We start from the raw sequence: 12,859 nt of genomic DNA, 5'->3' as shown, positions 1-12,859 counted from the left end.
CTCGTCGCTCACGCGCCACAACCTATCCCAACGCGGAGAGTCGTCCGCACGCGGCATTCGTCCCGGTCAGCCACCCCGCCGCGCGGCCAGTCCGGTGGCCGGCCGAGCTAGTTGGCGAAGTCGTCGGCGTCGAACGGGCCGACCACGGCGAGCGACATCGGTCGGGCCAGCAGGTCGGCGGCGAGCGCGTTGACCTCGTCGGCACCGACCGCGTCGATCCGGGACAGCAGGGCGTCGACCGGGAGCAGGTCGCCGTAGAGGAGTTCACCCTTGGCCAGCCGGCTCATCCGGGAACCGGTGTCCTCCAGGTTGAGCACGTACGACCCCTTCGCCATCCCCTTGCCCCGGGCGAGTTCCGCCTCGGTGATGCCGTGCGCGGCGACCTGGGCCAGTTCGGCGCGGATCAGGTCCAGCACCTCGTCGACCTTGCCCGGGGCGCAGCCGGCGTAGACCGCGAACAGGCCGGTGTCGGCGTACTGGCTGGAGTAGGAGTAGACCGAGTAGGCCAGACCGCGCCGTTCACGGATCTCCTGGAAGAGCCGGCTCGACATGCCGCCGCCGAGCACGTTGTTGAGGACGCCCAGCGCGAAGCGCCGGTCGTCGAGCCGGCCGATGCCCGGGCAGCCGAGCACCACGTGCGCCTGCTCGGTCTCCTTGTGCTCGACGAGGCTGCCCGGTTTGCGGGGGCGTACCGTCGGCTCGGCCGGGCGCAGCGGTGCCGGCGGCGCGGCGTCGGTGTCGAGCGGGGTGCCCTGCAGCGCCTGCCGGACCTGCCTGACCACGGTGGCGTGGTCGAGGTTGCCGGCGGCGGAGATGACGATCGACGACGGGGTGTAGCGCCGCCGGTAGAAGCTCTGGATCTGCCGACGGGACATCGGCGTGATGGTCTCCTCGGTGCCGGAGATCAACCGGCCCAGCGGATGGTCGCCGTAGATCGCCCGGGAGAGCAGGTCGTGCACCTCGTCACCGGGCTCGTCGTCGTGCATGGCGATCTCTTCGAGGATGACGCCCCGCTCGGTCTCCACGTCGGCGGGGTCCAGCACCGAGTCGGCGACCAGGTCGCACATCACGTCGACGGCCAGCGGCAGGTCCTGGTCGAGCACCCGCGCGTAGTAGCAGGTGTACTCCTTGGTGGTGAAGGCGTTCGTCTCGCCGCCCACCGCCTCGATCGCCGCCGAGATGTCCAGCGCACCCCGCTTGTGGGTGCCCTTGAAGAGCAGGTGTTCCAGGAAGTGCGACACCCCGGACTGGGGGCGGGTCTCGTCCCGGGAGCCGACGGCGACCCAGATGCCGAACGAGACGCTGCGCATCGTGGGGATCGCCTCGGTCAGCACCCGCAGCCCGCTGGGCAGCACGGTACGTCGTACGGTGCCGCCGAGCGGGTCACTGTTGACCACCCGGGTGACCGCCCGGGCCGCCCCGCCACCAACGGCTACGGGGTTCGTTCGTTTCGCCCGGCTCACGGGACCACGGCTCCTCGGTGACGGGATCGGCGGGTCCGTACGCGTACCGCGCCGCGCCGAGCTGTCCGGCGCGGCGCGGTACGTACGGCAACCCTGTCGGGGAAATCCCCCGTGGATCAGCTGTGCCGGTTCCGACGACGACGCGGCTCGCCGCCGCCCTCGCCGCCACCCTCGCCGGCCTCCCGCTCGCCCCGGCTCGGGCCACGGTCGCCCCGGTCCCGGTCGCCCCGGTCGCGCGGGCCACGGTCGCCCCGGTCCCGACCGGCCGGCCGCTCACCGGCAGCGGCGTCCGGCGCCGCCGGGGCCTCCTCGCCCTCCGGCCGCACCTTGTCCAGGTAGATCTTGCCCCGGGCGTCGATGTCGGCGATCTGCACCTCGACCTTGTCGCCGACGTTGAGGAAGTCCTCGACCCGCTCGACCCGCTTGCCGTCGCCGACCTTGGAGATGTGCAGCAGGCCGTCGCGGCCGGGCAGCAGCGAGATGAAGGCACCGAACGCGGCGGTCTTGACCACCGTGCCGAGGAACTTGTCGCCGACCTTCGGCAGGGTCGGGTTGGCGATCGCGTTGATCCGCTCGACGGCGGCCTCGGCCGACGGGCCGTTGGTGGCGCCGACGTAGATCGTGCCGTCGTCCTCGATCGAGATCTCGGCGCCGGTCTCGTCCTGGATGGCGTTGATGGTCTGGCCCTTCGGCCCGATCACCATGCCGATCTTGTCGACCGGGATCTTCACCGTGGTCACCCGCGGCGCGTAGTCCGACATCGTCGCCGGGCCCTCGATCGCCTCCTGCATCACGCCGAGGATGACCTGCCGGGCCTCGTACGCCTGCTGCAGCGCCGCCGCCAGCACGTCCGACGGGATGCCGTCGAGCTTGGTGTCGAGCTGGAGCGCGGTCACGAAGTCCTTGGTGCCGGCGACCTTGAAGTCCATGTCACCGAAGGCGTCCTCGGCACCGAGGATGTCAGTAAGCGTCACGTACTCGGTCTTGCCGTCGACCTCGTCCGAGATCAGGCCCATCGCGATGCCGGCCACCGGCGCCTTCAGCGGCACACCGGCGCTCAGCAGCGCGAGGGTGGAGGCGCAGACCGACCCCATCGAGGTGGAGCCGTTCGAGCCGAGCGCCTCGGAGACCTGACGGATCGCGTACGGGAACTCCTCGCGGCTCGGCAGCACCGGGATCAGGGCCCGCTCGGCGAGCGCGCCGTGCCCGATCTCCCGCCGCTTCGGCGCACCGACCCGGCCGGTCTCACCCGTCGAGTACGGCGGGAAGTTGTAGTTGTGCATGTAGCGCTTGGACTTCTCCGGGGAGAGGGTGTCCAGCGCCTGCTCCATGCGGAGCATGTTGAGCGTGGTGACGCCGAGGATCTGGGTCTCGCCGCGCTCGAAGAGGGCCGAGCCGTGCACCCGGGGCAGAACCGCGATCTCGGCGCTCAACGGCCGGATGTCACGGACGCCGCGGCCGTCGATCCGGACCTGCTCGCGCAGCACCCGGGCCCGGACCTCGGCCTTGTTCAGCGAGCGGAACGCCGCGCTGATCTCCTTCTCCCGGCCCTCGAAGCTCGGCGCGAGCTGCTCGACGACCCGCTCCTTGACCCGGTCCAGGGCCTCCTCGCGGTCGGCCTTACCGGCGATCTTGAGCGCCTCGGCGACCTCGCCCCGACCCGCCTCGACAACCGCCTGGTAGACGTCGTCCTGGTAGTCCAGGAAGACCGGGAACTCGGTGACCGGCTTGGCGGCCACCTCGGCCAGCTCGCTCTGCGCCCGGCACAGCTCCCGGATGGCCGGCTTCGCGGCCTCCAGACCGCTCGCCACGACCTCCTCGGTCGGCGCCGGCGAGCCGCCGGCGACCAGCGCCACGGTGTGCTCGGTGGCCTCCGCCTCGACCATCATGATCGCGACGTCGCCGTCCGGCAGGGCCCGGCCGGCGACCACCATGTCGAAGGTGGCCCGGGCCAGCTCCTCGTGGGTCGGGAAGGCGACCCACTGGCCGTCCACGTGCGCCATCCGGGTCGCCCCGATCGGGCCGGAGAACGGCAGTCCGGAGAGCTTGGTGGACATCGACGCGGCGTTGATCGCGACCACGTCGTACGGGTGCTGCGGGTCGAGCGCCAGCACGGTCTCGACCACCTGGACCTCGTTGCGCAGGCCCTTGACGAACGACGGGCGCAGCGGCCGGTCGATCAGCCGGCAGGTGAGGATCGCGTCCTCGCTGGGCCGGCCCTCGCGACGGAAGAACGAACCGGGGATCCGGCCCGCGGCGTACATCCGCTCCTCGACGTCGACGGTGAGCGGGAAGAAGTCGAACTGCTCCTTCGGCTGCTTGCTCGCGGTCGTGGTGGAGAGGACCACGGTCTCGCCGAGCTGGGCGAGGACGGAGCCGGCGGCCTGCCGGGCGAGACGCCCGGTCGAGAAGGTGATCTCACGGGTGCCGAAGGACCCGTTGTCGATCACCGCGGTGCGGTGCTGGTTGCCCAGCGTGGTGGTGGCGTTGGAGGTTTCGGTCATGGTGCGGTAGCACTCCTTCGATCGGGGGCCCACGACTGCCCTTGCGTCGTACGTTCCGACGCGAGACCGCGGCCGGAGAGCTGCTCTGACGGCCGGTCTTCGATCGAAGCGCCCGGGGTGCCGTGGTGTCGGCCGGCCCGGGGGCCACTACCGAGGACCGGTGCGTCGACCGGCTCCCGCAGGGTGGTCGCGCTGGCCCCTGGTTGGGGGTGGTGAAACGAGGCGGGTGGAGCGGCTGCCCCGGTGTCGACGCTCAGCGCGCCGGCGGACGGCCGCTCCGCCCGCTCATCTCACCTCCGCAGGCCGAGCCGCTCGATGAGCGACCGGTAGCGGTTGATGTCCTTCTTCTGCAGGTAGTTGAGCAGCCGGCGGCGGCGGCCGACCAGCAGCAGCAGACCACGACGGCTGTGGTGGTCGTGCTTGTGCACCTTCAGGTGCTCGGTGAGGTCGGCGATCCGCTTGGTCAGGACGGCCACCTGCACCTCGGGCGAACCGGTGTCGCCCTCGACGGTCGCGTACTCCTGCCGGATCTTGCTCTTGGATTCCTGGTCGAGCGCCATGTCTCCCTGTTTCCTGGATTGTCACGTCCGCCCGCGCCACCGGTCCTGAGTCCCGGCCGGTCGCGGACGGCCCCGCACCCGCGGCGTCGTGCAGGCAGGCGGGGCCACGCCGGTAACCCGACGTCCCGGTCAGATTACCAGCCTGCCACCCCTCGGCCGAGTCAAGGGCGCGGCACGGCGGTTCGCCGAGCCGTCCGGGCCGACGTAACCGCAGCTCAGCGCGGTCACGGAAGCAAGATCGACAAGGGCTCAGCCGAGCAGCGCACGCCGGGTCTGGGCCACGTCCTCGGCAATCTGCACGACGAGCGGTTCGACGCCGTCGAACCGCCGGGTCTCCCGCAGGTACGCCACGAAGTCCAGGCTGAGCCGCTCCCCGTAGAGATCCTCCGAGAAGTCCAGGACGTACGCCTCGATCCGCCGCTCCTTGCCGGAGAACGTGGGATTCGTCCCGATCGAGACCGCGGCCGGCAGCCGTTCGCCCCGCTCCCCGGTCCGGCCGCCCCGGCGGATCAGCCAGGCCGCGTAGATGCCGTCGGCCGGCACCGCCGCGTACCGGTGGCAGAGCAGGTTGGCGGTCGGGAAGCCGATCTCCCGGCCGCGCTGGTCGCCCCGGACCACCACCCCCTCCAGCCGGTGCGGACGCCCGAGCGCCGCCGCCGCCGCGCGCACGTCCCCGGCCGCGACGCAGGCCCGGATGTACGTCGAGGAGAAGACGGTGTCGTCGGAGGCGACCAGCGGCGCACCCTCGACCGCGAAGCCGAAGGTACGGCCGAGCCGCTCCAGCAGCGCCACGTCACCGGCGGCCCGGTGCCCGAACCGGAAGTTCTCCCCCACCACCACCAGCGCCGCGTGCAACTGCTCGACGAGGACGTCGTGCACGAACGCCTCCGGCGACAGCCGGGAGAAGTCCGGGGTGAACGGCACCACGCAGAGCACGTCCACGCCGAGCGCCTCGATCAGTTCCGCCTTACGGGCCGGCTCGGTCAGCACCGCCGGATGCGAGCCGGGGCGGACCACCTCGGCCGGGTGCGGGTCGAAGGTGACCACCACCGACTGCACCCCGAGGTCCCGGGCCCGCTTCACGGCGTGCCCGATCATCGCCTGGTGTCCGGTGTGCAGACCGTCGAAGACGCCGATGGTGACCACCGAACGGCCCCAGCCGACCGGCACCCCGTGGTACCCCCGCCACCGCTGCATTCCGACTACTTCCTCTCCTGTCCGCCCTACCGACCCTGCCATCACGTCGCCCAGGTCAGGCCGGGGCGAGCACGATCTCCGCCCGGGCCCGCCCACCGCGCTCGCTGACGATCGCGATCAGCCCACCCTCCGGCCCGAAGACCGCGTACGGCCCGACGATGCCGGCCGGGTCCAGCGGACCACCGTGCGAGAGGACCTTCGCCTCGTCGGCGCTCGCCTGCCGCTGCGGGAAGAACCGCCGGGCCGCCCCGTCGAGCGGCAGGTTCACCACCTCCGGGGCCCGTTCCTCCAGTGTCGGCAGGGTCGACGCCTCGGCCAGAGTGAACCCGCCCACAGCGGTACGCCGCAGCGCGGTGAGGTGCCCGCCGACCCCGAGCGTCGCGCCGAGGTCCCGGGCCAGCGCCCGGATGTACGTCCCGGAGGAGCAGTCCACCGCCACGTCCACGTCGAGAACGGCCGACCCGTCGACGGTCTCCCGGCGGAAGTCCAGCACGTCGAACCGGGAGACGGTGACCCGGCGCGCGGCCAACTCGACCGCCTCGCCGTCCCGTACCCGTTTGTAGGCCCGCTGGCCGTCGATCTTGATCGCGCTGACCGCGCTCGGCACCTGGTCGATCTCACCGGTCAGCGGCAGCACGGCGGCGCGTACCGCCTCCTCGGTGACCCCGGCGGCGTCGGCGGTGCCGACCACCTCGCCCTCCGCGTCGTCGGTCACCGTCGACCGGCCGAGCCGGATCGTCGCGGTGTAGCCCTTGCCGGCCCCGATCACGTACGTCAGCAGCCGGGTGGCCCGGCCGACCCCGATGATCAGCACTCCGGTGGCCATCGGGTCGAGGGTGCCACCGTGGCCGACCCGGCGGGTCCGGGCCAGTCGGCGGATCCGGGCGACCACGTCGTGCGACGTCATGCCGCCGGGCTTGTCGACCACGATCAGACCGTCGGCGCCTGCGGGAGGGTTCACGGGCAACCAGCCTGCCAGATACCGCCACGATCGGCTGCGGCGCCCACGCCGGTGCGTCCCCGGCCACGGGGTGACGGTGACCGGCCCAGGTGTCCTGACCTGCTGCGTCGGAACCGGCGCGGCCGGGTAAGGTGCGGCGTCATGCTGCGCCGTTGGCAATTTGCCGGTCTCATGCTCGTCTGCGGTGCGCTGCTGTCGGCGGTGCCCTTCACCGACCACTCCCCGGTGGTCGGCGTCGCCGTGCTGGTGGTCTTCTGCGCGCTGGCCGTACGGGTGTCGCCGCTGGTCTTCCCCCGCCCGACGAGCGCCGCCGAGGCACAGGCACGCAGTGCGGACGACGGCCGGCCGATCGTCTACTGGCGGCCGGGCTGTCGCTACTGCCTGCGGCTCCGTTCCCGGCTCGGGCGCCAGGCCCGACAGGCGTACTGGGTGGACATCTGGCGCGACCCGGCCGGCGCCGCCGCCGTACGGGCCGTGACCGGGGGTGACGAGACGGTGCCGACGGTCGCCTTCCGGGGCGAGTCGTTCGTCAATCCCGATCCCGGCTGGCTGCGGCAGCAACTGCTGCTGACGACGTCGGACGGCTGAGTACCGACGCGTACAGCGGGACGGAACTGTCCGCCGCCGGCGCGGCGGCGCCGGTCGTGGTCCAGCTCATCGGGGGAAGGTCTGGCCAACCGGCGGTCAGCGGTGAGCCACCCTACGGAGGAGCCGCCGCAAGATCATCCGTGCCAGACTTCGGCGTCGCGGGCCGGAGGTCGACCGCGACCCACCGGTCAGGTACGAGGAGACGCGGCACCATGGCGCAGAGCGGTACGACAAAAAACGGGGCCGCCAAACTCGCGATCCTCCTCGTCGGCCTCGCGGTGGCGCTGCTGCTCCTGCCCGTCGCCGGGGTCGGGTGGGGTCTCTGGGTCATCGGCACCGCCATCGCCCGCCGTGGCACCGACCGCGCGCCGGGTTCCGGCCGGGTCGCCCTCGGCGCGCTCTCCGTCGTGGCCTCGATCTGCCTGGGCGCCGCCCTGTATCCGGCGGTCTTCGCGGATCGACCACCGACCACGACGGTGCCGGCCTTCGCTCTCGCCACCACACCGCCGGCCGTCCTGCGGACAGCCCAGCCGGCACCGGTGGTGGTCGTACCCGACGTCGTGGGGCAGACCCTGCCCAGCGCCGACAACGCCATCCGTGCCGCCGAGCTGCGGTCGGAGTCAGCGGACGCGTCGCCGCTGGCCAGGAACATCTTCGCCCGGGGCAACTGGACCGTCATCGCGACGAACCCGCCCGCCGGCACCAGTGTCCCGGCGAAGCGGAGCCTCTCCCTGCTCGTGCTGAAGAACGGCGAGGCCGCCTGGTTCGCCGCCCACCCCACGATGCCCAAACTGCGGAAGGGCATGCCGGCGGATGAGCTGACCGACGACGACGGCCCCCTGGCCGGCCTGCGGGAACTCGTCCTGCTCCGCTACGCCAAGGGCAAGGCACCGGAGGACGCGCTGACCCCCGACGAGCACCCGGGCCTCCGCGACGGCTTCGAGCCGGCGGACGAGCTTGCGGCGAGGGCCGGTCTGAAGGACGCGTACTGGTTCGACTCCAAGGTCGTGGGCAGCATTCCGGCGGCGGGGCAGGAGGTACGCCCCGGGCGGTTTGTCGTCGTGACGGTGGAGCGGGGGAAGCAGCCGGATCCCCCGACCGGCTCCGACGGCGGTTCGGTGCCGATTCCGCGGCTGCCCGACAACGATGACGATGACGACGTCAACATTCCCGGCTGGCTCTGCCCCACCCGCTTCTGCTGACCGGCCGACGGTCCGATGCGGTCGGCCACCGGCGTAAGGACGGGCTGCCGTGCCGCAGCACCACGCCGGGGAGGCACTCCTCGTTATGCTGAGCGTCACGGACAGGTCGACCGCAGGGGGTGAGGCGATGAGTGCCGAGCCGGTGTACGAGCGGTTCCGTCCGCCGCCCGGTGGTTTCACCGCCGATGATCTCGACCGGATCCCCGATCTTCCCCCGCACACCGAGCTCATCGACGGGAGCCTCGTCTTCGTGAGCCCGCAGAAGCTCTTCCACATGAAGGTGCTCCGGTTGTTGGAGCAGACGCTGGCCCTCGCCGCGCCGACGGACCGGTTCCGGGTCCGGCGGGAGATGTCGGTGGTGCTCGGGCCGCAGCAGCGCCCCGAGCCGGACCTGATCGTGGTGCACGCGGACGCGGACGTCGACAACGACCAGACCTGGTATCCGGCGGACGCGGTGGTGCTCGCGGTGGAGGTGGTCTCGCCCGACTCCGTCCTGCGCGACCGGGAACGCAAGCCGCAGATCTACGCCCAGGCCGGCATCCCGCACTTCTGGCGGATCGAGGACAGCTCCGGGCAACCCACCGTCTATGTCCACGCCCTGAGGGCGGCGTCCCGCGCCTACCGACCGATCGGCATCTTCCACGGCCGCCTGAAGCTTTCCGAGCCCTTCGAGCTGGACGTCGACCTCACCGAGATCGACCGGCTCTGACCCCGGGCGGCCGGGTCGGACGTCAGCCGCCCGGGGTCAGGCCGAGGGCGCCGATCGCGGCGGGCAGGGTGGCGGCGGTGACGAGCGGGCGTACGCCGTCGGGTTCACGGAGCACGATCTCGCAGGTGGTGGTGTCGGCTTCCCGCAGGCTGGTGTGCCACCACCGGCCGTCGCGCCAGATCGCCTGGGCGCCGGCGGTCGGTTCGCCGCTGCGCACGCCGACGCAGTCGGCGAGGATCCGGCGTTCGAGCTGGTCGAGGTCGACCATGGTGGGGCCGGCCGGCGGCAGGTCGGGGCAGTTCAACCGGTATGCCGGCACGGTGCGTCCGGATTCCTCCAGCCCGTAGATGGTGTCAAGCTCGCTGATGCTGATGATCGCGGTCGTCAGGTTGTCGGCGTGGCCGCGCGGGTCGGTCGGGACGGGGCTGCCGGGCAGCTCGTAGCCCAGGTGCCAGCTGAGGCTGCCGCCGCGCTGGCGGCGGGCCTCGACCACCAGGTCGAGGCAGAGCAGGTCGGCGAGGCGGCAGCGTCGGGCCAGCTCGACCGCCGGGTCGTCGGGTGGTCGGCTCGCGGTCCGGCCGAGGTAGAGCAGCCAGGCGTCGTTCGAGTGTGCGGCGATCGCCTCCGCTTCGAGCAGTTTCCGGTCGGTCGGGCAGAGGTCCGGCCGCCAGCGTGGCGGCAGCAGGATCAGCGGCCCGTCCGGCGGGCCGGGCTGGCGTACGTCGGTCCAGGAGCCGGCCGCCGACGTCGGCGGCCGGCTCGCGCAGCAGCGGGGCGAGCGGCAGATACCAGCTCGTGGTGTCGTGTGGCCAGCGCGCCGGTTCCACCACCCCGGGTACGACGTTGACCGAGGCGAGGGTGCCGGTGTCGAGGTTGGCCATGGTGAGGACAAGCTGGGCGCGGCGGCGGCCGGTCTGCCGGCAGACGTGGCACGGCCGCCCGACGGTGCCGACCCCGTCACATTCGAGGCAGTTGTGGTAGGGCTCCCCCGGTGTCCGGTCCTCCTCGCTGACCAGCAGTTTGTCTCCGTAGTAGGTGCAGCGGCACGGGACGAGGCAGAAACTCATGCCGTCGCACTCGCGGCAGAGCAGCACCGGCGGCCCGGCCGGCACGGTCCCGGTCACCGCGCCGACTCCACCTGGTCTGCCGGATCGGTCCCGTCCGCCTCCGGTTCGTCGGGGGTCGGGACCGCCGCGCACGGGGTCTCGTGTTCGGCGCGCAGCGCGCACCGCCGGCCGCCGCCGAGCAGCCGGTCACAGAAGAGCCGGGACTGCACCCCCTGGTTGTCCTCGGCCGAGACGGTCGCCTCGGCGACGTCGACCTGCGGCAACCGGGCGAGGCTGCGGGCCGCCGTCCGGGCGAGCATCCGGGCGACCGTCGGGTCCGGCGCGGCGAAGGGCACGTGTACGACGTACCGCTCGGACATCAGCGCCCCGCCAGTTCGCGGGCGGTCGGCGCCTGCCGGGACTGCCACTGCCGCAACGCGTTTACGAAGCGGGAGCGCCGCTACCGAGCGAGGTCACCCTCTCGAAGGGGTACGGCGTAGGCAGGGACGCAGTCCGCCAGGCACTCGCCGTGCTCCGCGGGGAAGGACTCGTAAGCACCGAACGGGGAGAACGTTCGCGGGTGCGGCTACCACCTGAGCGTGTCTCGATCGAGCTTCCACCGGGCGGCAGGGCAGTCGCGCGCATGCCAGCCGACCCGGAGCGCGTCGAACGCAACCTGGACGAAGGCGTACCCGTTTTCGAGGTCTTCCGCCCCGACGGCACCACCGAGATCCACCCGGTTGACAAAACGGAGCTGACCCGACCGGCTTGAGCTGGAGCATTACCAGTAATACAGCGCGGTCTTCGATCCAGCGGCTGACCGCAAGGGCGGCGATGGTCAGATCCACGCCTCGATCGAGGGAGCGCCGATGGCTATACCGCTGCACCAACAGGTCGCCAACGACATCGCTGAGCAGATCCGGAGCGGGGTGCTCAAGCCAGGTGACCGGCTGCCCACTACTCGCCAGCTCATGGAGCGCTACGAGGTGAGTGAGACTGTAATCTGGTTCGTCATGATCCAACTCAAAACCGAACGGCTTGGCTACGGTCAGCAGGGCCGAGGCGTCTACGTGGGCCAGGAACCCAGATCGAGCTGGCGCCGCGTGTCGCAACCCCGGTCGCACCGCTCGGCCGGCTCTCAAGATCTCAAGCCGTGAACAGAAACCGTCGCAGTCACGACGGTTTCTGTTCAAGATCCGAGATCTTGAAACGGTGACACTCCCCCCTGCTCGGCCTGCTTCAGCCCGGTCTTCGATGATCAAACGGGACGGCGAGCCTTGTCCGTCTCGGATAGTGTCCAGGCAGCCACGCATTGGCGATGTGCCCCAGCGGGTCATCACAGGTCAGATCCTCACTCAGCGACCGAGTCGTACTCCTCCCGCGCCTCCGCCAGCCGTTCCCTTGTCGGCACGCCAGCGGCGGCGGTACCTCCGGCGTCGGTCTCTCCAACCGCTGCCTGAACGAGTCGAGCTCCCCGGATCTTCGACGCTCAGAATGTGCTGAACGGCGGCAGGGGTCAGTGGTGGCCGTTGCGGATGAGTTGACGGGCGCGGGAACGGGCGGCGTCGGCCGGGGTCGAGCCGGCGGCCCGGGCGGTACGCAGGATGCCGGTGAGGGTGTCGGCGATGCCCCGGACCCGGGCGGTGGCCTGGGCGGAGGTCTCGTGGTGCAGTTCGACGGCGGTGGCGTGGATGATGCCGCCGGCGCTCACCACGACGTCCGGTGCCCAGAGGATGCCCCGCTGGTGCAGCAGTTCGGCGGTGGCCGGCGTGTCGAGTTGGTTGTTGGCCGGTCCGGCGATCGCGGCACAGCGCAGGGTCGGCACCGTGTCCGGGGTGAACAGGCCGCCGAGCGCGGCCGGGACGAGCACGTCCACCTCGGCGGTCAGGCACTCTTCCGGGTTCGCCCAGGTGGCACCGGCGGCCTCGGCGACCGTACGACGGCTGCCGTCGACGTCGCTCGCGGTAAGCGTCGCGCCGGCCTCGGCGAGCATCCGCAGCAGGTGGCCGCCGACCCGGCCGAGACCGAGTACGCCGAAACTGCGTGCGGAGAGGTCGGCCGAACCGAACCGCTCGGCACACAGGGCGTGCAGTGCGGCGACGACGCCGACGGCGGTGTGCGCCGACGAGTCACCGCTGCCACCGGCGCCGACCGGTCGGCAGAACACGTACGGCGTCCGCTCGGCGATCGTGACCATGTCGTCCGGGCCGGTGCCGACGTCGGGGCCGGTCGCGTAGCTGCCGTCCAGGCCGGCGATCACGTCGCCCACGTCGTGCAGCACGGCCCGACGTGCGTCCGGATCGAGCGCCCGCCCCGGAGGCAGCGCGACGACGGTCTTGCCACCGCCGTTCGGCAGCCCGGCCAGCGCGCACTTCTCCGACATCGCGGCCGAGAGTCGTAGCGCGTCCGCCAGGCCGTCCCGCCAGTCCGGGTAGTGCGCCAGCCGGCATCCGCCGATGGCCTGGCCGAGTGCGGTGGAGTGCACCGCGACGACGATCGGCAGACCCGACCGTACGCCCCGCCTGACGACGACGTGTTCGGGCACGGTCTCGGTGCTGACATCGGTCATGACCATGGTCGTTCCTCCCCCTCTGTTCGCCGAACCGGGCTGACAGTAGGCACCCAACCG

General features: G+C 71.7%; 13 protein-coding genes and 1 pseudogene. 6 read left to right on the top strand and 8 right to left on the bottom strand.

Annotated elements, in window-relative coordinates:
* Positions 1–107: 107 nt before the first annotated feature.
* From ABGB21_RS15800 to truB, 5 genes are all read right to left on the bottom strand, one after another.
* A complete protein-coding gene (locus tag ABGB21_RS15800; RefSeq protein ID WP_347678326.1) occupies positions 108–1,463 on the bottom strand; it encodes a pitrilysin family protein in 1,356 nt (451 codons plus the stop codon).
* A 116-nt stretch (positions 1,464–1,579) separates the two neighbouring features.
* Positions 1,580–3,967 carry a polyribonucleotide nucleotidyltransferase gene (locus tag ABGB21_RS15795; RefSeq protein ID WP_347652162.1) on the bottom strand — a complete coding sequence of 796 codons (2,388 nt, stop codon included), beginning with the start codon at positions 3,965–3,967 and terminating at the stop codon, positions 1,580–1,582.
* Between the two features lie 290 nt (positions 3,968–4,257).
* On the bottom strand, positions 4,258–4,527 hold the full coding sequence (gene rpsO / locus ABGB21_RS15790; RefSeq protein ID WP_347652163.1) for a 30S ribosomal protein S15: 270 nt from the start codon (positions 4,525–4,527) through the stop codon (positions 4,258–4,260).
* Positions 4,528–4,776: 249 nt separating this feature from the next.
* Positions 4,777–5,724, bottom strand: coding sequence for a bifunctional riboflavin kinase/FAD synthetase (locus tag ABGB21_RS15785; RefSeq protein WP_347678324.1), 948 nt, complete (start codon positions 5,722–5,724; stop codon positions 4,777–4,779).
* A gap of 55 nt (positions 5,725–5,779) precedes the next feature.
* Entirely contained in the window at positions 5,780–6,685 is a 906-nt protein-coding gene (gene truB, locus ABGB21_RS15780; protein WP_347652165.1) for a tRNA pseudouridine(55) synthase TruB, read from the bottom strand.
* 141 nt (positions 6,686–6,826) lie between these two features.
* Here truB and ABGB21_RS15775 point away from each other — a divergent pair, with 141 nt between their 5' ends.
* The 3 genes from ABGB21_RS15775 to ABGB21_RS15765 all read left to right on the top strand — a co-directional run bounded on the left by ABGB21_RS15775 (position 6,827) and on the right by ABGB21_RS15765 (position 9,184).
* On the top strand, positions 6,827–7,273 hold the full coding sequence (locus tag ABGB21_RS15775) for a glutaredoxin domain-containing protein (RefSeq protein WP_347652166.1): 447 nt from the start codon (positions 6,827–6,829) through the stop codon (positions 7,271–7,273).
* A gap of 212 nt (positions 7,274–7,485) precedes the next feature.
* A complete protein-coding gene (locus ABGB21_RS15770; RefSeq protein WP_347652167.1) occupies positions 7,486–8,475 on the top strand; it encodes a PASTA domain-containing protein in 990 nt (329 codons plus the stop codon).
* A 127-nt stretch (positions 8,476–8,602) separates the two neighbouring features.
* Complete coding sequence (locus tag ABGB21_RS15765; RefSeq protein ID WP_347678322.1) at positions 8,603–9,184, top strand: Uma2 family endonuclease; 582 nt, start codon at positions 8,603–8,605, stop codon at positions 9,182–9,184.
* A gap of 22 nt (positions 9,185–9,206) precedes the next feature.
* Here the strand turns inward: ABGB21_RS15765 and ABGB21_RS15760 are convergent, their stop codons facing one another.
* Together ABGB21_RS15760 and ABGB21_RS15755 are read right to left on the bottom strand one after the other, a co-directional pair.
* Positions 9,207–10,076: a hypothetical protein gene (locus tag ABGB21_RS15760; RefSeq protein ID WP_347678320.1), complete on the bottom strand. Its 870-nt coding sequence runs from the start codon at positions 10,074–10,076 to the stop codon at positions 9,207–9,209.
* 228 nt (positions 10,077–10,304) lie between these two features.
* Positions 10,305–10,610, bottom strand: coding sequence for a hypothetical protein (locus ABGB21_RS15755; protein WP_347652170.1), 306 nt, complete (start codon positions 10,608–10,610; stop codon positions 10,305–10,307).
* A 32-nt stretch (positions 10,611–10,642) separates the two neighbouring features.
* On the opposite strand from ABGB21_RS15755, the pseudogene ABGB21_RS15750 reads away from it, so the two are divergent.
* The 3 genes and pseudogenes from ABGB21_RS15750 to ABGB21_RS15740 all read left to right on the top strand — a co-directional run.
* Positions 10,643–10,801, top strand: a pseudogene (locus ABGB21_RS15750) (GntR family transcriptional regulator); the annotation flags it as partial.
* A gap of 72 nt (positions 10,802–10,873) precedes the next feature.
* Positions 10,874–11,002 (top strand): hypothetical protein, encoded by a 129-nt coding sequence (locus ABGB21_RS15745; RefSeq protein ID WP_347678356.1) that lies wholly within the window; start codon positions 10,874–10,876, stop codon positions 11,000–11,002.
* Between the two features lie 97 nt (positions 11,003–11,099).
* On the top strand, positions 11,100–11,387 hold the full coding sequence (locus ABGB21_RS15740) for a winged helix-turn-helix domain-containing protein (protein ID WP_347652172.1): 288 nt from the start codon (positions 11,100–11,102) through the stop codon (positions 11,385–11,387).
* Positions 11,388–11,746: 359 nt separating this feature from the next.
* On the opposite strand, the gene ABGB21_RS15735 is transcribed toward ABGB21_RS15740, so the two are convergent.
* Positions 11,747–12,805, bottom strand: coding sequence for a Glu/Leu/Phe/Val dehydrogenase dimerization domain-containing protein (locus ABGB21_RS15735; RefSeq protein WP_347652173.1), 1,059 nt, complete (start codon positions 12,803–12,805; stop codon positions 11,747–11,749).
* Positions 12,806–12,859: the final 54 nt, after the last annotated feature.

The organism is Plantactinospora sp. B24E8, from assembly GCF_039871735.1.
In the GTDB taxonomy this organism is placed as follows: domain Bacteria; phylum Actinomycetota; class Actinomycetes; order Mycobacteriales; family Micromonosporaceae; genus Plantactinospora.
Note: the sequence above shows the minus strand (reverse complement) of the source record. Positions and strands in the feature narration are given on the sequence as shown.